This is a genomic window from Beijerinckia indica subsp. indica ATCC 9039 (assembly GCF_000019845.1).
Lineage (GTDB): Bacteria > Pseudomonadota > Alphaproteobacteria > Rhizobiales > Beijerinckiaceae > Beijerinckia > Beijerinckia indica.
Window position 1 is genome coordinate 3,384,460 of sequence record NC_010581.1, and the last position, 21,261, is coordinate 3,405,720.

Genomic DNA, 21,261 nt, shown 5'->3' on the forward strand with positions numbered 1-21,261 from the left:
GTCACCGCCGTTGTGACGAAATATCATCGAGATCCAAATAGCCATCGCGAACCGCCAGAATAGCAAGCTGAAATCGTCGCTTGACACCATAACTGCGGCGTGCCTTTGTTATATATTCTCGCACGGTTTCCGGACTGATGCCCAGCTGCCTAGCAATTTCAAAATCGCTATACCCCTTAGCAAGTAGTGCGACGCAGTCTACTTGGCGAGGACTCAGATGAACGGGTGTAAATATCCCCGCATCTGCTGTAACAAGCGCATGCGCCCGTGCAAATGTGACGCTGCCCACGAGACACGCCAACAGCCTTTCTTCCGAAGTGATGACATTGGCCTTTCTCTTGGCCATGCTGAACATCGCATTCTCAAAACCGTCAAGCCTCAGTGGAATTGTGAAGCCGGTGTTTAAGCCGTGCCTGCGGGCGCTCTCTAAAGTTTCGATCTGCCGTGAGTTTAAAGTCACATATTGGCCGATCTCATTCCAACTCAACCCATTGACCAATCGGGATGCGGCGAAGTGCACCGGATCATCAAGATGGCGTTTTTCCTTTAATACGTGATCAACCCAATCCTGCGGATAGCTAGTCAAAAGGATGGAACGATCATCACGCTTCGCCAGCTGCTTTCCTCTTATCAAGGTGAACCAAGGAAATCCAAGAGAAAGGCACATCTCTTCAGTTAGGTGCGATAGCGCGCATAGACTATCAGCAGAGTCGATTCGCCTCTGATATTCAACAACATGAGCTAACGAATATTTACCAAGTTCAACCATGAAGGGCAATATGTAGATTTATTACATTTAAATCAAGTCTTTTGTGGTTGAACGCTCCCCCGTTTTAGGGGGAATGGCAACGGCAACGCTAACGGTTAATCTATCTAACAATACCCAACCGCGCTTAAAGAAGACTTGTTCTTTTATTCGAGAGAAGCTGCAGAGTAATTGATAAAAAGGAAACGCGCCCTCACAATACTGCTTGTTTCGATTCAAATATCGTCATTCATGTCGACAGTAATTCCAGCTGTTTCATCTTTAGTGAGACACAAAGCCAAGATCGCATTCGTATCATGGAAAAGAGACGCGATCTCTCCTTTAACCACTATCATGCATTGTGTCCGTCACCAGATAGATGACCGCTTCAGCTTTGGCCACTTCAGTTCCAGCCGCTGCGAGCCAGGTGCATCGACAGCTATATTTAGCTTCGACAGCAGCGACGGCATATCTGCATTCGTTCATCTCGCAAACTCATCGATACCAACGGCACTGAAATCTATCACAGCACGTGCCAGCCTGAGGAGCAATGAATATGGTCCTTCAGTCATTCCTGCCGGCAAGGGCGAAGTTTCATGATGGCCAGCTCACATTTGTCGTTGGCGATCTTGGCACTGCTCTGCGTCAGGGATGCTTCGCGCTTCGCATCCCGGATGAGCTGGATCTTGCGCCAGGCATCCGGCTCGCACAGGAGTTCTATCTAGCAGGTCGAGGGGTCCAAGACCGGGAGGGAATTTACTTCGATCAGGAGCTTTTCCAGACCGATCATGTGTTGATTGATGGCCCAAGGCGCCGCAAGGACTTTCCACAGGCAGTTAATCTCATGTGTGAGAAGATGTGTGCTCTTGCACGCTTTCTGTTAAGGATAATTCTAACTGAAGCAGGCATCAGCGAAAGCCTATGGGCTGACGCGACCGATGACTGCGTTACCGATGGCGGCGTACAATGGTTTGCTCTCGGCCATTACCAATCAGACAGGAATTTGCCGGGAGCTCCAGCACATAAGGATCCAGGCTTCATCACTGTGCTCTATTATGACAAGCCGGGACTCGAGGCGTATATCGATGGGGAATGGCGCAACATTCCTCCCGTCGGTGGATATTTTCTCATTAATTTTGGAGGCGCCCTCGAAATTTTAACGGCAAAGTGCAGCGTACCAGTCAAGGCCGTACTACACCGCGTCCGCCAGTGCCTTCCAGCGTCCAAAACTGGTGATCATTTTTCCTTTGCTGTCTTCCTCAATCCAGCAGCGGATGGCGATGTAATCCAAGCCTCCGCCGATGGGAAAACACTTGTATCACTTGGTTCTGTAGATGAGTATCTTCGCACACTCAATAAAATGACGTGGCACGACGGATACGCGGCGTTTGGGATCACGCGCAAATCTCATGATATGGTGTTGGTGCCCCAAACGTGCGATCATCCCGTCAAAGGCCCAAGATAGGCGTCTTCGCACCGCCGGTGTCAGGCACCTATGGGAAGTGTTGCCTCATCGGCGAAGGCGGCACGCGTCACGATGATCGTCTTGCCTGCCCAGAATTCACGCATGGATGATTCCTCCATCGATCACGAGAGTATGGCCGGTCATGAAGGAGGACATAGGGCTGACCAGATAGAGGACGCCCAAAGCGATTTCCTCGGGCTCGCCGAGTCGGCGCAGCGGGGTCCTCTGCAGATATTCTGCCTTGAGGGTGGGATCGCCGTGCATCCAGCCGCTCATCCGGGTGTCGATGTAGCCCGGCGCGATGGCGTTCACCCGCACCCCCAGCGGCCCGAGCTCGATGTCGAACCACTCCAGTGCGTTGCCGGCGGCTGCGGCATGGAGGGACCTCCGCCGCCCCTGCTGGGACGTCGTTGAAATATTCATGGATTTCCTCCCGGATATTGTGCGTTTATTTCAGATGCGACGCGAACCATTCGGCTGCGGCTGAACTCGTCTTGTCGAAATGCTCCTGGTAGACGGCATAGTGTCCACCCTCGACCTCGAGCAGCGCCTTTTCCGTCGCCAACGAGGCGAAGGCTTCGCGCTGCAAGTCGGTCGGGGTGATGGTGTCGCGATCGGCGACGATCATCAGAAGCGGCACATCGGTGATACGACGGAGGTAACTGCCCGGTTCGTAGCCGCGGGCTAGTTCGATCGAGGCGAGCGTGGTGTGGTTGCGCCACTCGGGGCAGCGCTGCCCCTCGCCCGACATGTACCGGTAGGACTCCTCACCCCGGTAGGCGACCGATGCGGCTGGATCCGCGCTGACCGATTGGATCGTTGCCGGCTCGGCCCCGGCGAATACGGCCTCCCGGTCGGCGATGAAGGCCGCTTGTTGCGCGTTCCAGGCCGCCGCATCCAGGCGTGCGCGTGCGGCCCGCCAGCTGTTGATCGTGGGAACTTGGCTGACTGCGCAGCGCACACGGGGATCGATCGCCGTCACCGTCAGGGCATGGCCGCCGCCATAGCTCGATCCCCAGATGCCGATGCGTTCGCCGTCGACCTCCCGCTGGCTACGCACGAAGCTGATGCCGGCACGAAAATCCTCGACCTGCTTCCAGGGATCGATGTGCTGGCGCGGCATGCCGCCGCTCTTGCCAAGGTTGCGGTAATCGAAAGTCAGCGCTGCCAGGCCGCATTCGACGATCGCTCTTGCATAGTCCTCGAGGTCGCCGCCGGCCACCATGCCCCAGCCGTGTCCGAGCACGACGCAACCAACACGCCGCGGACCGTTGTCCTCCGGCAGATAAAACGTGCCGACGATGTCATCGCTGCCAACCGTATAATGAACATTCCGGCTTGTGAAAGCCATTCGGTGATCCCTTCAGGCTGGCTTTCCAGCCGGCTTGTCAAAAAGGATGTCACCGCCATGACAATCGATCAAATTGATATATCTGCCTTATTAATCGTATTATACGATCAATGCGAAGACTCGCGAAAGGAGGGCGCATGGATATTCGTTCCCTGGAGGTCTTCCTGGCGCTCAGCGAGGCATTGCATTTCGGCAGGGCGGCCGAACGGCTCAGCATGAGCCAGTCCTCGGTATCCGAACATGTGCGCCGGCTGGAGGCCCGGCTTGGCCGGAACCTGTTCGACCGGACGAGCCGGCGAGTGACGATGACGGCGACAGGGGAAATCCTCGCCCATCGCCTCCGCGATCCGATAAAGGCGATCCGCCTCGCCTTGCGAGAGGCAGAGCGCGGCGGCAGGACGACTGTGGAAACCCTGCGGGTGGGATTTCTGGGCGGAGGCTTCTACGAACTCTACGAACCCCTGGTGCAAGCGCACAAGTTGGATCATCCTGGCGTGGCGTTGGAATTCGTCGAGCTCAACTACGACACCCAGTTCTCCGCCATCTTGCAGGGCGAGGTGGACATCGCCTTCTGCCGACTCCCCGTCGGCCTCGACGGCCTGGAGGCGGGTCCCATTGTCATGTCCGACCCGCGCGTCGTTTGCGTCAATGTCGCCCACCGCCTGGCTGGGCGCGACTATATCGACGCAGAGGAACTGCGCGGCGAGACAATGCTGCGGGTGCCGGCATCGCAAGCCGGCACGAAATGGTCCGAGTATCATTTTCCGCTGGCGACCCCCCAGCGATATCCCCTTGCACCCGGCCCGATGATCCGCACGGTGCGCGAAGGCATAGCGGCCGTGGTCGCGGGACATGGCGTCTTCTTCCTCACCAAACGGGCGGCCCATTACTATGCGACGCCACGGATGACATTCGTGGAAGTTAACCTGCCGCCCATCCAGTCGGCGCTCGTCTGGCGGCGTGGCGACGCTCGCGGCTCAATCGCAGCTTTCAATAGAATCTTGATGCGCGTGGCTCGCGAAGCGAAGATCGCATGACACCTCAGGCTGCTGCCGGGATGTTGTTAAACAAAGACCGGAGAGACGACATGAGGCTCCACAGCGGCAGTCTTCATGCGTTAATGGGGTCGGCTCCGGCCCTCTATCATGTCGCCTATGGCGTTGCGCGAATGGCTGAAACGTGGGGATGACGAAAGCTCGCCTGGGAGGCAGATGACGGGTAACATTGCAACGAGTGCTATGGCCAACGCAGGATCATGGGCCGATTCAAGGCCATGCTCTCCAGATGGGTTTGCAGCCAATCTTCCGATCCGCTCATCAGTTCCCCGATCAGCGCATAATAGACGAGCCGAGCGCGGGCCTGCGCGGCGTCGGAGGGCACCCCAGCGCTTTCGATGATCGACCGAAGATAGGCGCAACGCGCAAGATCAATCCGCTGGAGTACACGGCGGACATCTGAGTCGGTGGCAGCCCAGCCTCGCATGGCCACTTCGAGCTGCATGTCGAGTTGCGTTAGTGCGATGGAAAGGTGTTCCAAGCGCTCGTGGGATGGTCCGCCTTCCGCCTCGACCAGCGCGATGATCTCAGTCGTCTGGTTATTCTCCCATGTCTCGATCATCGCCGAGAGCAGCTCCCGGCGGTCAGCGAAATGCCAGTAGAAGCTACCTTTGGTAATCTTCAACTGCTTGGCGAGCAGTTCGACGCGAACGGCCGCCAGGCCATTCTCTGCGAGCGCGGCGAGCCCAGCCTTTATCCAAACCTGTCGATCAAGACGCTCCATGGCAAACCATACGATACCGTATTGATTGCGGCAAGCTTTTGAGATTATATGAACCATACTTTACCGTATGGTGTTGTCATGGATTGGCATCTACTCCTCGCCTCTGTTGTGGCCGCCTTCATCGCGGCGGCACATTCTACGCTCGGCGAACGACGGCTGCTGCGTCCCCTGCTTAGAGAGAACCTTGACAACGGATCGGCCAAGAAGGCTGAATTTATGCGGCTGACGCTGCGTTTCGCTTGGCATCTCACCTCCGCCTTCATGCTTGGTTGCGCCGTCATCTTATTTGTTCTGGCGTTCTTCCCTCTCGATCTTGTCTCAATTCTTGTTGTGGAGATCCTCGGTGCCCTATTCATCGCATCCGCGGCGATTACCGGCTCCTATTCACGGTGGCGCCATGTCGCCTGGCCACTTTTCACTCTCGTCGGGGCATTATGCTGGTGGACCGCAGCATGGCATGACGGAGCAGCCCGCTTTGAAGCAACGAGACCGGTCATCGGTATCGGTGTGTCCTCGATCCTCATGCTGATCGCGGCGACCCATCTCTATTGGGCGATCACTGGCACAAACAATCTAGAGGCACTGATGCCCGAGAAGAACGGAAAGCCGCTATTCAGACCGCGACGGACAGGAATGGCCGGCGTCGCTCTTGCCCTGTGTGCCGCGAGCTTGCTCATTGCCGAACAGGGCCTCGGTGTATTTGGGATTGGTCACTCGGAGATTATCTCGCGCGGTTGCTGGCTGCTTGGAGCCTTGCTGATTGCGCGGGCCGTGGGCGATTTCCAGTATCTGGGGCTCTTCAAAGCCGTCAGAACAACCATGTTCAGCTATTGGGATACGGCAGTTTACACGCCCCTTTGCCTGTTACTAGGCATCTCCATCTGCGTGATTGCGGCACGATAAGGATGGCCTTTGGCGGTGAGTCCTTCGATCAAGAAGGCGGGCCTCGCGGGCTGGGCTCAGCTACCGTTGCAGTAGGACTCGATGAGGTTTTGACCTTGGCCATCCTCGGCCCCAAGCGTCTTGCCGATCACCAAGACATTCACGGCTCGGATCAGTCATCATCTTGTAAGAACGGAGTTCTTGAGCCTGAACGACCGAACATGAAGTGGGTCAAAGCAATTTTACCGCATTCTGGCATCACATCTTACCATGGCCTGGGAATTGCTTGATAAGTAGCTGCCAAGGCTTATGGCCAGTGTCCTTAAACACAATGTAGCTTAGCATATCAAGATTAAGCCTTAGCTTAAGGTAAAGACTAAAATCATTCTGTTTGCCCCAACCGTAACGTCACTTTGCGACCCTCTCAAAGCGTAGACAGCCAGTATTTTGACTTGGCGTCTCCCCACTGAAATGGTCCCCGATAAGCCGAGTGCGTATATGTTCGGCTGAAGATTGCTCAATATCAATGATATCTTACCCCGAACCGATCTCGACGCGGGCGAGAGAGTCCCACCATGTATGACGGTCGCACGTGCGATCGTTCTGTATGTCGTGGGGATCGAAAACGGCTTGTCACGTATTGGGGAGGCTTCCCCAAAAGCGGCCATTCTTTGATCATCGAAATTTGAACCAGGAAAAACAAGAATATACGACATGAGCAGACTGACAGATCTTCTGGCGCTCGCAACGCCAGGCCTTTGGTTCGTCGAACCAGGCCAGAAACTGATGGCTGATAATACGCTCCTGCCGATAGGCCGGATCAAATCAGGGGACAATCTGAGCTGCATCGGCAACGCTCACCCCATCGGCCCCAGTGAGGCCGACCAGCAGTGCAGTTATGCTAATGCCCTGCTGTTCTCTGCGAGCCGCGAGATGGCGCTTTTGCTGGAAGAAGCGCTTACTGTCCATGATAACGAATTTGAAAATGACCTTGAGATTTCCGGGACGGATTTTCTCGATTGGTTCTTCAACTGGCGCCTGCGTGTCAAGCGGCTCGCCAACGAACTATGCTGAGACTTTCTAGACCAGATGTCCGTTTGAGGGATGAGATGCTCGTCCTGAACTGTGCAGAATATTCCGAGGTGCGTCGGCTTTTCCGGCATGGGCTCTCAGCACAGGAGACGGACCATGAACGAGAATATCAGTTTTGTTGGCTTTGACCTGGTGTATATCGCATTACAACATCACTTAATGCGCCACAGAGTTCGTAATCTGTGTCAGGTTAGCTGCTAACCTGACACAGATCTGAGGCTGCTCAAACAGAGCCGCACTGATCGTAGTCGGCAATGCCGCGAGGACAAAGGAGATCGTCGCCCTCCCCTCTTGCGTGGCGGTTTCGGAAAAAGTCCTCAGCCATCCCAGCGGATCCTGATTGAACCGATGCACGGTCGCCAGCAATGCCAGACATTTGAAGGGATTTGTCGTTCGGCATGCGCTCGTGGAATCGTGTGCAGCCTGCCGTAGGCCGCATGGGAGGCTTCCGGGATTATCAGCCTGAAACCAACATTGCAGTCTTTTGCGCTTTGGATCGGCGCCGATGCCAATTTAGCGCCTATTCCAGTAATGGCGCTCTGAAACCGTGCCTACAAATGCAAGCCGAGCAAGATTGGTGTTAGGATCATCACTCCGTAGTCATCTCTTCAGCAAATATCAAGCTGCCTGCTCATTGAGACTAACCATCGCAATTTTGGTGAGGATCTCATCCATTCTCTTTTCCTCAACAAGTGTCGCGTCAAGGAGCTGTGCTGCTTCGGTGAGCCCTAACTGCTCTGCCCATGCCTTTAATGTTCCATAGCGACTGATCTCGTAATGCTCGACACTTTGTGCCGCAGCGAGAAGACCGGGATCGAGCGCTTCGGTGTCCGCAAACTCTTCCATGATCTCCTTGCCTTCATCAAGGAGGCCGATGATGGCGTCACAGGTTTTGCCGCGCGGCAATTGACCGATGCTTTCAAAGACGCGATCAAGGCGTTCTATTTGCTGTTCCGTTTCATCGGCGTGAGTTTCAAAAGCATGCTGAAGCTCACTCGATTGTGCGTTGCGTGCCATCTTTGGCAGAGCGCGTAAAATCTGTTTTTCCGCGAAATAAATATCTTTCAATTCCCTATGGAAGAGATCCCGCAAATTTCCTCCAGAATGGACCATTGTCATATCCTCCCGTTTATCATCCAGAAAAGCTATCTTATCGGTCTTCGTTAAACGAGCGGAACAAGCTCTCGTTCCTTCTGTCAAGCCGGTCTCTTCTGGACCTTGAGCGCGAGTGACGACTGACATGCACCTTCGTTTTACAATGGACAATGCCTGTCTTGAGGAATCAGGCTCCAAGGCGTGCAACTTGTTCTTTCCTGATTGATTTAGCAAATATCTTCGTGACGATAATATCGAAAGCGCCGGATACGAACTCCTGGTAGAGTTCGAGGCAGATCGGTGATGAGGGCGCACTTCGTCAAGGCGTGATCCCTCAAACATACACGGCAGTGCTTGTGACAATCTTGCGGTACAGCTTGTATGTCAGACGCTTTCTGTATTTGCCGACCCCTAGACACTTTCGTTTCAGCTACAACAGATTATCTGAAGTGAAGATGGAACACATCAGTGATGATGATGGTTGGCTAAGCACTGTGTGCTGTTGAAGGTTATCAATAACGTGAAGCTGCACGAAAGATTCCCTTCAAGCAGACTAGCTCCTTTAACTTGAGTTGATCAGTCTCATCTAAAAAGTGAGTAGTCAGAAAGCGCTCAATGAACGAAACGAATATATGTGTCAATTATCTCCCCTCTTCAATCTATTCGAATGGAAATTCAGCATGAATGGAATTATCTATATTGTAGGACTAATTGTCGTCATCATGTTTATATTATCGGTTCTTGGGCTTCGGTAATATATAATGAGATGATCTTTAGATTATATAACAAATCGAAAGGAGGAACGAATGGACGATGCTAATTTAAGACCTGTTGCCGCTGTTCCCATGACGGAAGTCCTGGCATCAAGCTACATTGGATGGCCGGCGGTCATTGCTGGTGCTCTTGTCGGAACCGCAATCTTCGTGACTTTGACAGCGTTTGGGTCAGCAATTGGCCTAGCGATTACCTCTCCCTATTTAGGACAAGGTCTATCAGCAAAAGCAACGGTGATAGCCATTACGATCTGGACGCTCTGGGTCGTCGTCTCCAGCTATATTGCTTCCGGTTACATCGCAGGCCGGATGCGTCATATGACACCGGACGTTAGTATCCACGAAAGCGAAATACGTGATGGTGCACACGGACTCATAGCTTGGGCGCTGACAACTTTGCTCGTCGGTATGATAGTTTCAACAGCATTGAGTGGTATTGTGCGTGAAGCGCAATCAAAAACACCCGAGCAGACTGACCATTCACTCTATATGGCTGATGCTTTGTTACGAGGCGAACGCCTTGAGACCCCCTACAATGAAGGTCTTCGTCGCGAAGTTGCGGCTATTCTTCAATCCGGTGTTTACAATGGCGCTGTCACTGCATCGGACAGAGACTATCTCGTCCGCTTAGTAACGGATCGGGGCCTCACTCCTGTGGATGCCCAAAAGCGCGTCGATTATGCAATCACGGATGTTCGAGATACAGCGAACGCGAAGCGCAAGGTGGGAATTTTAGCCGCCTTTCTATCGGCAGCCGCTTCGGCGATTGGTGCTGCTGCTGCTTGGTGGGCGGCGACTATTGGCGGCCAACATCGCAAAGACTATGCGGGCGTAAGTATCTTTACCCGTTGGCGTTAAACAAGAGGTGATGAAATGGGACGCGGAATATTATTATGGATGCTGGGAGTTCCAATCCCGATCATCATTCTGCTGATGCTCTTTCATTATTAAGGATCGCGGCTTTGGCACACTTGGCCGTCGTGGTAACGGCACAGCGACTCACTTCCAACTCTCAAGGATGATATTGGTCGTTACCACTTCGACTTGTTGGCTGTAACGATTCTCGTAGACCCTGATCGCCGCATCATGCGCCTCATCCGAAGAACTGCAGAGTGCATCGGAGGCGAGTACCACACGATAGCCTCTGTCGACCGCGCCCAGGACGGTACTCAAAACGCAGACGTCGGTCTCGCCGCCTGAGATGATCAAGGTATCGACAGATTGGTGTTGTAGTCGCGCATGCAAGTCCGACTCGAACCAAGGCGAGTAGACGTGCTTGTCAAGGACCTCCGCGGGCGGCATAAAAGCCGCGAGTTCGGCAACAAGATCGATCATCGCTATGCCAAGTGCTTCGATTGTCATAGACGACCAACGTTCATAATACCGCCGCCATGTCCCAATCCCTTGGCCCGCGTGTTCCGCTGGGATGAAACGAGTAAAGATTGTCTGGCTGGGATGACGAGCGACCAGCTGGTACACAGAGGGAAGGACGCGATCCATCCAAGGTGTCCTCCAATCCGTCTCCTCAGCAAATAGTTTCTGCATATCGACGCAGATATGGCGAGATGAGCAAGAGAGACGACCAAAGCGGAGTTCATTTCGGTTCATTGCCATAGTTGATCCAAAGCTCGAATAATCTCAACCATCTTTCTCAGCTGAAAGGAGTGTTTGCGAACACGTCGCAGTTGGATTTTTAGCCCAGCGCTGCGCTCCGGCCTCCAGCAGCTTTTGGGCAGACTTTGGCCCGCACCGGCCGACGATACGGAAATCCTTTCCGCTCAGCTTTTCATATTGGATGAAGAATTCTTCGATCTCTTGAATAAGTCGTGGATTAATTTCCTTCAAGGATTCGACCTCACCGTGAAGGTGGGCGTGGCTGGCAATGGCTATCAATCGATCATTGCGAATCCATTCCTTGCCATGTTTACGTTGTTCAGCTTCGATGGCGCCAATGAGGCGCACGGTGATTGCACAGCCCACTGGTATTTCCTCATCAAGAAGGACGAGCACATCCACAGGATCATCATCATCGGCTTTCGTTGAAGGGATAAATCCGAAGTCATAAGGAAAGACGCTGCCTTTCGGCAACACATTCTTTAACCGAAAGGTATGAAAAGCGGGGTCATAGGCGTATTTGTTACGACTGCCACGCGGGGTCTCGATGATAGCAAGCAGGTCGCCGGTTTCAGGATCGCGGCTTGGCAACGACGAAAGATCAGCGGGAACCCGGCTCAGCATCTGAACTCTTTCATTTATGACTTGATAAAGTATGATAAGTCATTCTTCCTTTCGACCGAGAAAACGTGTCTCGCGCGTTGTAGATCCCTGCCGGACGACATATATTTGTTACACGCTACTAATCGCGGCAAAGCGCTCGGAAAAGCGTCCCTCAGCGGGAGAAGCAGGACGCTAATCGATGTGATCCCGGCACGCGCCGTCGTCTCCTTCTTTCATGCTCCACCATGCAAATAGGCCGCTGTATGAGGCTTGGTGTGCTCGTCCTGCTTCATGCCGGATCGCAGCATCGTTTCGCCTTTGCATGGAATGGCAATTCGGAGAACGAATTTGTCGCCGCGATCGCGAACGTCGGCATCTGCCCCAGTTCCCCGACAACGGTGCTCTCGGATGGCGATATAGGCTTGTGGAAATTGCAGCGACGGGTCGTCCCTCAGGCGGCCGACGTCCTCAACTGGTGGCAATTAAACCTTCGCGGGTTCCGATGCTGGTGGACGCCATGCCACCCCCATCTAAGCAGCAAGTTAAACGAAGTCATCCACAAGCTTGGCTTACCGATGTTCTTGCGCGCTTGCCGGGTCATCCAGTCAAGCGCATTGACGAACTTCTGCCCGGGACCTGGAAAACTGCGAATCCAACCAATCCTGAAATGTAGGTGTGACTCAATCTGCCAGGCTGTGGTCTTTAGCGGCTGCATATGCTTTTCTTCAATAGGCCGTTAACCTATTATTTTTGGAACAACCGCGCGGGTTCGGAAATTCCCTCATTCTTGCCGTGTCCTATTGCGGACAAATCCTTTGCGATGTTATCAACCGCCTCTGTTATCAGTAGCGGGGCTGTATAATGAACCATATGACCCGCCCCTTTTACGATTTGCAGCACACTGTTTGGGAGGCAGGCTGCAAGGTGTTCGCTCGCTTGTTTAAAGACAATTTTATCGCTGTCTCCTGCAATGAGAGCGACAGGTAAAGTCATATCCTTATAGGACCTACGCAAGGCTATAGCCGCAGGAATCATGAGCACATCATCTTCAGAGGTGGCCCGAATCTGCGACGGTCGCAAGGCCATCGCAGTCGAATATTCAGCCTGGAATCTTTTAGGGATCTGAGTAGGAGAAAACATCAGCCATTTGAGTAGGGGCATCTCGAGCCAACCAAGCAAGGGAGAAATGGTATAATTCAGTATGTCGCCTAGCAGAGGGAGCGCTCCTACCGCGGCCAATACGACCTCTAGCCGCAGAGTCCAAAAATAGTAACCAGACACAAGCACAAGGCCGCCTAGATCGGCCTTATGGCGCGCCGCGAGCGCGAGCGCCACAAGCGTGCCCGAAGAGTGGGCCACGATGATCGGGCGCTCAATGTTGAGCTTACGCATAGCTTTATGGAGCAATTCGGCTTGTTTTTCGGGTGTCCAAATATGCCCACGAGGGCGATCGCTATGCCCGAAACCAGGGCGGTCAAAGATGATAACTCTGTGGGTTTGTAACAAACGATCAGCTACACCACTGGTGTTCCAATCATCACCTGTTACGGCGTTACCGTGAATGAGCACGGCCGGATCACCTTCACCCCGATCGCTGTAATGCAGCCTAACCCCCTCTACGGTCAGGAAGGAACCCTTTGATGGGTGTCGACGCTCCGTGCGGCGCGCTATGAAGTAGTTGGCGATGGCAAGCGTACTTAAGATTGCCGCGCCGATGAGCCCTGCTATCCCAAAGGATCGGGTCTTGGAGAGGCGAAGGAACATAATAAAAGCCCTTTATGTATGCCGCAGAATATTGGAGGCCGTGGAAGTGAAAAATCATGGCGCCCCCTTCATTCGCCACAACTGAATCACATCAACGCCAATTGAAAACCTCAAGGAGTCAACCTTCCAAGGACTTGGTATAAGCTTGGTTATTGACGTCACTGACCTGCAGTCAGGCGGAACCGCACGGGCCGTTTCTGACCGCCACAGAGGATGGAGTTTTGAGCTTACTAGGTTTCGATTACTTTCCTAATTAATGTCTACGTATTGTCCGTCCTAAAAGCATGGCTGTTGCTCCAGCGAGGAGCACATTTGTGAGGGCTGGATGAAGGCTCGCTTTTGTGTAAGTACTATGCATGACGTGGTGGGGTGTTTTTCCGTGAATTTCACCGTCATGGCCGGGCTTATAGAGGGCATTTTCATCAATGGCTCCATAGCCATCTATATCCTGCGTTTTTGTCAAAAGATGTGTACCCATCCAATCCGTAGCAGCGGGAATTTGCTTATGGAGTGAACTTATCAATTTACTGCTGCCTCCTACGTAAATATCACGTGGTCCATGTACTGCAGCGTGCAGGATAGCGTCAGCGACATCTTCAACGGCATAGATGGGCGGAGGCAGCTTAGGCCGCCGATCCATATAGTTTTTGGCGTGATCAGGAAAAGGCGTATTAATCGAAGCGGGCTTGATCAATGTAACAGAAACAGGCGCATTTTCCGCTTCCAGCTCCATTCGCAGTGCGTCTGTAAAGCCTTTAATGGCATGTTTTGACGCACAATACATGCCTTGGAGCGGTATAGCTACATCAGACGCCATTGAGCCCATATTAATCAGTCGACCACCATGATGTTTTAAATGCTGAATTGCTATTGTCGAGCCATAGACGGTTCCCCAGAAATTGGTTTCAAAAAGCCGGTGGTGATCTTCATCTGAAACGTCTTCGATACGGCCGAAGATAGAGATGCCGGCATTATTGACCCAGGTATCAAACGCGCCAAACACTTTCAGTGTTTCTGCTGCAAGATATTCCAAATCTTCCCGGCGTGTGACGTCCGTGACCAGTTCCAAAGCTTGTCCGCCATTTTTTCGTATATCATCTGCGATCTTAGCCAGGATTGCGTCGTTGCGCGAAGCGAGCACAACTTTGGCTCCTTGCTTGGCAGCGGAAAGCGCGGTGGCAAGGCCAATGCCGCTTGAAGCTCCGGTAATGACGATGACTTGTTCAGATAAGGGCTTCTTCCGTATTTTCATCATCAACCCCATAGCTTTATGTTTAAGGCAGCAGGGCTTGCCCAAGTGGCAACGCAATATCTCTGTAGGTCAGGTAAAAAATGACCGGTAGGTGTTCTGATCATAAATACCGAGTGCGCGCTCGCCCATCTTGGAGCCGGGCACGACAATCACCACTTCCTGCCCGTCGCGAATGGCGTTGGATGCGGCCGCAACCGCCACCTCAAAGGCGGCCTCCTTACTAGCATAGGACATCCCCGGCTGATTGTTGATCTCTACATGCCAATTCGCCTCGCAGCCACGAATAAGATAGATGATCTGCCCGTGTGACTCCACTGTTTGCATTGTTTTTCCTCCCATCCATTCTTGAGGATAAGTATTTTCGACCATTGACCAGACAAAACAAATACTTCCAAGTATTTCTTGAACATCCCGCCATTTATTCTAGGCTTCTTTCATTATCAATATTCAGACGTAATCCTCTCAAGTGATGATAAGACGCACTTATGGGTTCGAATTGTCCGTTAATTCGACTCCAATCTTTCCTATTTCAAAGAAAGGGCTTACCACCAGTAACGGCAATCGTCGCACCGGACACAAAGCTCGACAATGGATCTGCGAGCATGACATATGCTGTTGCCAACTCTGCAGGCTGCCCTGGCCGTTTCATCGGTACGGATTCACCAAAATGTTCAACAGCCTCCTCAGGCATGGTTGAAGGAATGAGTGGCGTCCAGATTGGTCCCGGCGCGACAGCGTTGGCGCGTATACCCTTATCAGCCAGCAATTGCGCAAGGCCTGCGGTAAAATTCTGGATTGCTCCTTTCGTCGTCGCATAAGGCAGCAAGGTTGGATTTGGGAAATCAGCATTGATAGAAGCGGTGTTGATGATGGCGCTTCCCGGAAGCATATGCGGCACAGCCGCCTTCACAAGATAAAACATTGCATGTAGATTGACCTTGAATGTCAATTCCCATTCCTCATCGAGAATATCCTCAATCGCCGTGAAGGTCATCTGATGTGCTGCGTTATTGACTAAAATATCGATGCCACCCAATTCTGACATTGCTGTGGCCACTATGCCGCGACAATGGCTGGCATACTGAACATCCCCCGCGACAAGAACTGCCTTGCGGCCCGCCTTAGCCACCCAGGACTTTGTTTCCTCGGCATCTTCTCCTTCATTCAAATAAGAGAGCACAAGATCAGCGCCCTCACGCGCATAAGCGATTGCGATCGCCCGACCTATCCCACTGTCTGCACCAGTAATGATCGCACGCTTTCCTGCTAGTCTGCCGGAACCATGATAAGTTATTTCGCCATGATCAGGCAAAGGCTGCATTAATTTGGTTATACCCGGCATCTCCTGATGTTGCCTTGGAAAGGGTGGCTTTGGATAAGCGTCCATGACGAATCCTTAGGAAATCATATAACCTGCGCAAGAGCCCAAACGATTAGGTCACCAAACAGCTACAGCAAGGCGTTGAACGTGACCTTTCAGATGAAGCAGGCCCGTGCTGAAGCTCCGTTGCTTCCCATCCTTTTTAGACCGCAAGGTTAACTACGAAGGAAGCGTAAGCCATGCATTGGTTACGCAAGGGGTTCAGCTTCGTGTGCGTGAATAGAATGACCTGCAGCCGCCTATTTCAGGACAGCCTATCCTTTGCGTAATACACGCGCAATTTTGATATCATGCCGATTGCACAGGCACTTCGCGGACAGTCGTGTAGGTCGACCACAAGCAGAACGATCCATTCTTTGAATCGTGTGCGATAGTCCACCTCTTTGTCGAGCGCGCCAAGTTTTCCAACTTAGCGCGCTTCTCTGCCGCCAAAAATGATCGGCGTGGCTTCCGCTATTTGCTCACAGGGAAGGGAGTCATGTTTGGCTTTTCAGCGATAATAGGTCCCAGCTTTAATGGGGTTTATTTTCTGCCAGCTTGGTCGGCTTCGCCATAGGCCTTCATGACATCAGCCATATTGCCATAGTCGACTTCTGGCAAACTCTCGATTACCTCAAGCACATCTTGTCCGGCGTTGTTGTTTTTAGCACGTTGTATGAGATCGTCCTTTTTTGCAGGAAAATCGATTCCTTTCAGATGCTGCGTAATGTTTGCAGGCGAATGCCCACCTACACCTCGTGTCATGAGCGTCATCCCTTCAATTTCTGGTATCGGCCGGCCCGTTGCAGTTACTCTGTGCTAAGTCAGGCACATCTCTTGTGACAAAAAGGGCATAAGACTTTCGCTGTTCCAAAGCGCTTGTCACTTTTCATCACGAGGCCTTACTTGCTCGTCTTCATTTCCACGGCGTTGACGTTCATTACTCGGCTCCTCAAGGTCATGCCGCGCGCTCATCGCGCGCTCGTGACGGATCTGACCGCCACGTCGGCCGATCTCGGAATGGCCTTCGGTGTCGCCAAAGTAGCCACCCTGCCCGACGTCCTCGGCGTGACCTTCCTCATCCCGCGGCGCGCGCATCGCGCGCTCGTGACGGACCTGACCGCCACGTCTGCCGATCTCGGAATGACCTTCGGTGTCGCCAAAGTAGCCACCCTGCCCGACGTCCTCGGCATGACCTTCCTCGTCTCGCCGTGCACTCATCGCGCGCTCGTGACGGACCTGACCGCCACGTCTGCCGATCTCGGAATGACCTTCGGTGTCGCCAAAGTAGCCACCCTGCCCGACGTCCTCGGCATGACCTTCCTCGTCTCGCCGTGCACTCATCGCGCGCTCGTGACGGACCTGACCGCCACGTCTGCCGATCTCGGAATGACCTTCGGTGTCGCCAAAGTAGCCACCCTGCCCGACGTCCTCGGCGTGACCTTCCTCGTCTCGCCGTGCACGCATCGCACGCTCATGACGGACCTGACCGCCACGCCTGCCGATCTCCGAATGGCCTTCGGTGTCGCCAAAATAGCCACCCTGTCCGACGTCCTCGGCATAACCTTGGCGGCGCCCGTAGTCCTCTCTCCTTCCGTAGCCTTCGTTTCTATCGGAGCGGAAACGGCTACGATCACCTTCGTACTCGTCCCGCGCAGACGGGCCCCGCTCGTAGTCCTCCCTTCTTCCGTAGCCTTCGTTTCTATCGGAGCGGAAACGGCTACGATCACCCTCGTACTCGTCCCGCGCAGACGGGCCCCGCTCACGACCACCCTCATAATAGCCACCCTGCCCGCCCTCGGCATAGCCTTGGCGACGCCCGTACTCCTCTCGTCTTCCGTAGCCTTCGTTTCTATCGGAGCGGAAACGGCTACGATCACTTTCGTACTCGTCCCGCGCAGATGGGCCCCGCTCACGACCACTCTCATAATAGCCACCCTGCCCGCCCTCGGCATAGCCTTGGCGACGCCCGTACTCCTCTCGTCTTCCGTAGCCTTCGTTTCTATCGGAGCGGAAACGGCTACGATCACTTTCGTACTCGTCCCGCGCAGACGGGCGCCGCTCGCGATCACTTTCATAGAACTGCCGTGCCATCGTATCCTCCATTTCTTGTCGTACAGACCGCAGTTTCCGCCCTAACAAGTCTTCTTGTAGAAGGTTCCTTTTGACAGGCTTCCTAATCGAGTTGTCGTGCAGCCGCTAACCAGAAAGATCGCCTAAACAGCGAAGTTATGCGGCTTTGAGCAGCGCGTCGTTTATCGAGGTCAATTCTGTAGGTTGTAGCTCAAGGTAGCCGTTGAGGTTGACGATGTGAACATGCAGCATCAACTGAGCATCCCAGCAAGATCATCGCATCTGTGCTCCTTATATATACATATATACAGAGATGATGCGCTGGCTGACGCTCCCTATGACGCCAAGCGCAGGCATAACCCATCAATGAATGATATCTGCGCGGGCATAATGCGTGAGGTCCAGGAACAGAGGGCTCCCCGGCACAACTGAGTTTCGGTCTCGTGGCAGCAAGCCGAGCATCGCAGCCGGGCTCTGGGCAATGACACGCCGATCACAACCGACAATCTTTGGAAATGCGTAACCAAAGACATGGCGGATAAATTTTACAAGCCTCTGGCGCTCGATCTCGTCGAACAGAACGCCAGGGCCGCCAAGGATTTTCTCAGGCAAAGCCTGAAGATCGAGACATGGGCGGCGGAAGGTCGCGCCGTCGGGCGCACAGGAAGGCTGGATAAAAAGATTTCGGCTTCACGCGCCATTGGACCGTCCGTCACCAGAATGATCTGCTTGCCGTCTGCTTCGGAATCCGAATGGCTAATGAAGTCTGCAAAAGTCGGGGCCCCGGTCCTTCTTGCATCCTCTCGCAGAGCTTGAGACAGGCCCGGATTATGTCACAAAGTTCAAGGCGAATCTCCTTCCAAAAAATGCCCGACAGCGTTGAGAGGCTTGATTCCATCGCAAATAATCTTCGTCATCGCGAGCAAAGGCACCGAAAGGATCGCGCCAAGAACACCCCACATCCAAAACCAGAAGATGAGGGACACAATCACCAAAACGGGATTAAGCGTAAAGCGGCGCGCAAGCAGCATGGGAGTAATCAACTCCCCTTCCATAATATGGATGAGCAAATAAAGCCCCGCCGGCAAAAGCGCGAGCCATAATTGCGGAATGGTCAACAAGCCTGCGACAAGAAACACTCCAACGCCGAAGAATGGCCCCATGATCGGCAGGAAATTCAAAAGAAACGCGATGAGTCCCCATAAAATCGGATCTCCGACACCACAGGCCCACATAACGATCGCCGTCGCAAGGCCGACGGCAGCATTCATGATTGTGATGGTCAGCAGATAAGCAGAAATATTGCTTTCGATCTGCTGGGAAAGATCGACGACCTGCCGCTTGTCCTTGAAACGCGGCAAGATTTCTACGAGTCGCCGGAGGAACATGTCACCAAAGACAAGGAGAAAGAAAAGGATCAGGATCATTTCGAAGAGACCGCTGGCAAAATGGCGTGTTGTCCTCAATAAGGTCTCTTGCAGGCTTTCGCTTAGGCTTTTGGCAAGGCTGACACTAAGCTGCCCGGAATGCCCCATGCCATCCATCTTGTTCCGCAACGTGTCGAGTAATTCAAACGGATGGCTGAGAAAAAGTAACCTTTCCCGCAAGAGCGGGAGTCCTTCAGAAAGATGCTCGAACCAAGCCTTCGACGGGCCCGACACAGCAGCTCCAATGCCCAGAATTGCGCCAAGCACCGCAAGGATAAGAAAGAATGCAGCCAGATGCCGAGGAATATAGTATCGCTCTAAAAATCTCATGCCAGGTTGCAGAAGTAATTTCAAGACGATCGCAAAAATGAGGGGGAGGACGACCTCGGCGGCAACATACGCGCCGCTTAGAGCAGCAATCAGAAAAAGACCTGCCAACAAGACCGTATTTGGATCCTGTGCGGGCAATATATTTTGGTCTGCCGTATCCGGCAATTCTTTGGCACCCGCTTGCGCATTGGGTGTTACTCCCTCCCTGGAAGATGTCATTTGGTCCACCCATCCAACCCGAGCGAACTTACCAATGCTGGACCTCTGGCGGAAAGCCTCCGCCCCGCAGTCGCGAGGCCAAATCTCAATGCGTTATACTCAACACACAGGACAACGGTCCCTCCCGGTGTTCGTTCCCTTACCGTTCAGCTTCACTCTATCGGATTGACACAGCTAAAGGACGCCGACACTGATCATAGATCAGCTTGCGGTTGCACGGGGGCGGAAGCTTCCGAAAGAACTCGAGAACCTGTGAGCGACGCGCAACAACGGCACCGGCTTCGTCGATCGCATGAACCTAAGAAATGGACTTCGCTAAATCCAGACCAATTGTTGCTACGGGCATCGAATGATCCTTTTCTGCTGTCGCGGCTGATAGCAATGCTAAACGCCACAGGTTCCAGATCAATCGACCGTTTCAACACATCACTTTGCGTGCTTATGACATATATTCCAATCGGAAGAAGGTCTTGAAACTATAAATAAATATGCTGCTGGTCTTCGCTCATTTTCCGTCGAAACATAAATAAAATAGGATCGGTCATTTCCGATATGACGCCGCATTTTTTAGCACGCAAAGTGAGACAGACCCTCACTTACAACAGTCCGACAACCTGCTCTCTGTCTGTTTCTGACCTCTATTGGTTAACAAAGCATAACAATCACAGTCTCAAACGTCTTCCTGTATCCGTATACATAATTTGCAACGCACCCGCGCACGGTGATGATTGGAAAAGGATCAATGCTTCTCCGGCTCTTGAACACTTTCTCCACCAAGAGCCCAAGCGGGCGATATCAACGTGAGCCATGCGTCATGGAGGATCGCGGCGGCGAGAGTGGGTGGGAAGGTGCTGGCCTCGCCGAACACCACAGATTGCCAACGGTTGAGAGCATCCGCCTGGTCGTTGTCGATCGCGGGCAAGGGCATTCTCGCCTTGATATGATCGAGCCTGTGTGTGGAGCGTTGCAGCACGGCATCGAGGGCCGCAAGAGCCGTGTGCCATTCGTCTTCGGCCCCAGGACCCGCATCCTGTTCTTCCAGGCCCTCTTCAGCTTGAAAGGATCGGGCCAGCTCGCCTTTCGTTTTGGATTGCCAACGATTTGACGGGCCTCCTCGGCTTCTCCGTGCAAGCATAATTGCATAGCTACGTTCCTTACCAGCGACGGGTCGTTGTAGATTTACCTGTTTGATCCAGCTCCGGACTAATAGCGAAACGTCAGGAAGCGAACTTTCCGAGGTTGGGAATGGACCGACATCAACTGTCCGAAACAAGGCAATCGAACACCCACCCTTTTCATGACCCTTCCCATTGCCGCCGTTTGAGCAGCACGGGCGGAGATTTCCCGGCCAAATAGGGGAGGATCGAGAGGCGAAGCACAAACCTACCCGCACGATTATTATAGTGCTTTGGCGGACTGGATCGCGCTTCCGGCCGG

The 21,261-nt window shown here is 53.3% G+C and carries 22 protein-coding genes and 1 pseudogene; 8 read left to right on the forward strand and 15 right to left on the reverse strand.

Annotated features, from left to right (window positions below):
* Position 1: 1 nt before the first annotated feature.
* Together BIND_RS15015 and BIND_RS21660 are read right to left on the reverse strand one after the other, a co-directional pair.
* Positions 2-769: a helix-turn-helix transcriptional regulator gene (locus BIND_RS15015; protein ID WP_012385891.1), complete on the reverse strand. Its 768-nt coding sequence runs from the start codon at positions 767-769 to the stop codon at positions 2-4.
* Positions 770-1,087: 318 nt separating this feature from the next.
* Positions 1,088-1,231: a hypothetical protein gene (locus BIND_RS21660; protein WP_158304395.1), complete on the reverse strand. Its 144-nt coding sequence runs from the start codon at positions 1,229-1,231 to the stop codon at positions 1,088-1,090.
* A gap of 64 nt (positions 1,232-1,295) precedes the next feature.
* Between BIND_RS21660 and BIND_RS15020 the strand changes: the two genes are divergently transcribed.
* Positions 1,296-2,210 (forward strand): 2OG-Fe(II) oxygenase family protein, encoded by a 915-nt coding sequence (locus tag BIND_RS15020; protein WP_050764037.1) that lies wholly within the window; start codon positions 1,296-1,298, stop codon positions 2,208-2,210.
* Between the two features lie 96 nt (positions 2,211-2,306).
* On the opposite strand, the gene BIND_RS15025 is transcribed toward BIND_RS15020, so the two are convergent.
* Positions 2,307-2,633 carry an SDR family NAD(P)-dependent oxidoreductase gene (locus BIND_RS15025; RefSeq protein ID WP_041778137.1) on the reverse strand — a complete coding sequence of 109 codons (327 nt, stop codon included), beginning with the start codon at positions 2,631-2,633 and terminating at the stop codon, positions 2,307-2,309.
* Positions 2,634-2,658: 25 nt separating this feature from the next.
* Entirely contained in the window at positions 2,659-3,561 is a 903-nt protein-coding gene (locus BIND_RS15030) for an alpha/beta hydrolase (protein ID WP_012385893.1), read from the reverse strand.
* Positions 3,562-3,698: 137 nt separating this feature from the next.
* Between BIND_RS15030 and BIND_RS15035 the strand changes: the two genes are divergently transcribed.
* Positions 3,699-4,598, forward strand: coding sequence for a LysR family transcriptional regulator (locus BIND_RS15035; protein WP_012385894.1), 900 nt, complete (start codon positions 3,699-3,701; stop codon positions 4,596-4,598).
* Between the two features lie 199 nt (positions 4,599-4,797).
* Here the strand turns inward: BIND_RS15035 and BIND_RS15040 are convergent, their stop codons facing one another.
* Positions 4,798-5,340, reverse strand: coding sequence for a TetR/AcrR family transcriptional regulator (locus tag BIND_RS15040; protein ID WP_012385895.1), 543 nt, complete (start codon positions 5,338-5,340; stop codon positions 4,798-4,800).
* A gap of 48 nt (positions 5,341-5,388) precedes the next feature.
* On the opposite strand from BIND_RS15040, the gene BIND_RS20245 reads away from it, so the two are divergent.
* Positions 5,389-6,243, forward strand: coding sequence for a DUF3995 domain-containing protein (locus BIND_RS20245; protein WP_012385896.1), 855 nt, complete (start codon positions 5,389-5,391; stop codon positions 6,241-6,243).
* 693 nt (positions 6,244-6,936) lie between these two features.
* Positions 6,937-7,296: a hypothetical protein gene (locus BIND_RS15055; protein WP_012385897.1), complete on the forward strand. Its 360-nt coding sequence runs from the start codon at positions 6,937-6,939 to the stop codon at positions 7,294-7,296.
* A 636-nt stretch (positions 7,297-7,932) separates the two neighbouring features.
* Here BIND_RS15055 and BIND_RS15065 read toward each other — a convergent pair.
* Entirely contained in the window at positions 7,933-8,427 is a 495-nt protein-coding gene (locus BIND_RS15065; protein ID WP_012385898.1) for a YciE/YciF ferroxidase family protein, read from the reverse strand.
* A 788-nt stretch (positions 8,428-9,215) separates the two neighbouring features.
* Between BIND_RS15065 and BIND_RS15070 the strand changes: the two genes are divergently transcribed.
* Positions 9,216-10,040 carry a hypothetical protein gene (locus tag BIND_RS15070; RefSeq protein WP_012385899.1) on the forward strand — a complete coding sequence of 275 codons (825 nt, stop codon included), beginning with the start codon at positions 9,216-9,218 and terminating at the stop codon, positions 10,038-10,040.
* Between the two features lie 141 nt (positions 10,041-10,181).
* Here BIND_RS15070 and BIND_RS15075 read toward each other — a convergent pair whose 3' ends face one another.
* Both BIND_RS15075 and BIND_RS15080 read right to left on the reverse strand, forming a co-directional pair.
* Positions 10,182-10,796 carry a cysteine hydrolase family protein gene (locus BIND_RS15075; RefSeq protein WP_012385900.1) on the reverse strand — a complete coding sequence of 205 codons (615 nt, stop codon included), beginning with the start codon at positions 10,794-10,796 and terminating at the stop codon, positions 10,182-10,184.
* 24 nt (positions 10,797-10,820) lie between these two features.
* Positions 10,821-11,420, reverse strand: a complete 600-nt coding sequence (locus BIND_RS15080) for an inorganic diphosphatase (protein WP_012385901.1) — start codon at positions 11,418-11,420, stop codon at positions 10,821-10,823.
* Positions 11,421-11,888: 468 nt separating this feature from the next.
* Between BIND_RS15080 and BIND_RS22375 the strand changes: the two are divergent.
* A pseudogene (locus BIND_RS22375) lies at positions 11,889-12,072 on the forward strand (transposase domain-containing protein); the annotation flags it as partial.
* Positions 12,073-12,143: 71 nt separating this feature from the next.
* On the opposite strand, the gene BIND_RS15090 reads toward BIND_RS22375, so the two are convergent.
* From BIND_RS15090 to BIND_RS15110, 5 genes are all read right to left on the reverse strand, one after another.
* Entirely contained in the window at positions 12,144-13,163 is a 1,020-nt protein-coding gene (locus tag BIND_RS15090; protein ID WP_012385902.1) for an alpha/beta fold hydrolase, read from the reverse strand.
* 253 nt (positions 13,164-13,416) lie between these two features.
* On the reverse strand, positions 13,417-14,418 hold the full coding sequence (locus BIND_RS15095; RefSeq protein WP_041778901.1) for an SDR family oxidoreductase: 1,002 nt from the start codon (positions 14,416-14,418) through the stop codon (positions 13,417-13,419).
* A 66-nt stretch (positions 14,419-14,484) separates the two neighbouring features.
* Entirely contained in the window at positions 14,485-14,739 is a 255-nt protein-coding gene (locus BIND_RS15100) for a hypothetical protein (RefSeq protein ID WP_012385904.1), read from the reverse strand.
* 205 nt (positions 14,740-14,944) lie between these two features.
* Positions 14,945-15,802, reverse strand: a complete 858-nt coding sequence (locus tag BIND_RS15105; RefSeq protein WP_012385905.1) for an SDR family oxidoreductase — start codon at positions 15,800-15,802, stop codon at positions 14,945-14,947.
* A gap of 516 nt (positions 15,803-16,318) precedes the next feature.
* Entirely contained in the window at positions 16,319-16,540 is a 222-nt protein-coding gene (locus tag BIND_RS15110; protein WP_012385906.1) for a DUF2795 domain-containing protein, read from the reverse strand.
* Between the two features lie 141 nt (positions 16,541-16,681).
* Between BIND_RS15110 and BIND_RS15115 the strand changes: the two genes are divergently transcribed.
* Positions 16,682-17,914, forward strand: a complete 1,233-nt coding sequence (locus tag BIND_RS15115; protein ID WP_012385907.1) for a hypothetical protein — start codon at positions 16,682-16,684, stop codon at positions 17,912-17,914.
* Positions 17,915-18,211: 297 nt separating this feature from the next.
* Here BIND_RS15115 and BIND_RS21415 read toward each other — a convergent pair whose 3' ends face one another.
* A complete protein-coding gene (locus BIND_RS21415) occupies positions 18,212-18,460 on the reverse strand; it encodes a hypothetical protein (RefSeq protein ID WP_148210662.1) in 249 nt (82 codons plus the stop codon).
* A 230-nt stretch (positions 18,461-18,690) separates the two neighbouring features.
* Positions 18,691-19,824: an AI-2E family transporter gene (locus BIND_RS15125; protein ID WP_012385908.1), complete on the reverse strand. Its 1,134-nt coding sequence runs from the start codon at positions 19,822-19,824 to the stop codon at positions 18,691-18,693.
* An 814-nt stretch (positions 19,825-20,638) separates the two neighbouring features.
* Between BIND_RS15125 and BIND_RS21420 the strand changes: the two genes are divergently transcribed.
* Positions 20,639-20,929 carry a hypothetical protein gene (locus BIND_RS21420; protein WP_148210663.1) on the forward strand — a complete coding sequence of 97 codons (291 nt, stop codon included), beginning with the start codon at positions 20,639-20,641 and terminating at the stop codon, positions 20,927-20,929.
* The last annotated feature ends 332 nt before the right edge of the window (positions 20,930-21,261 follow it).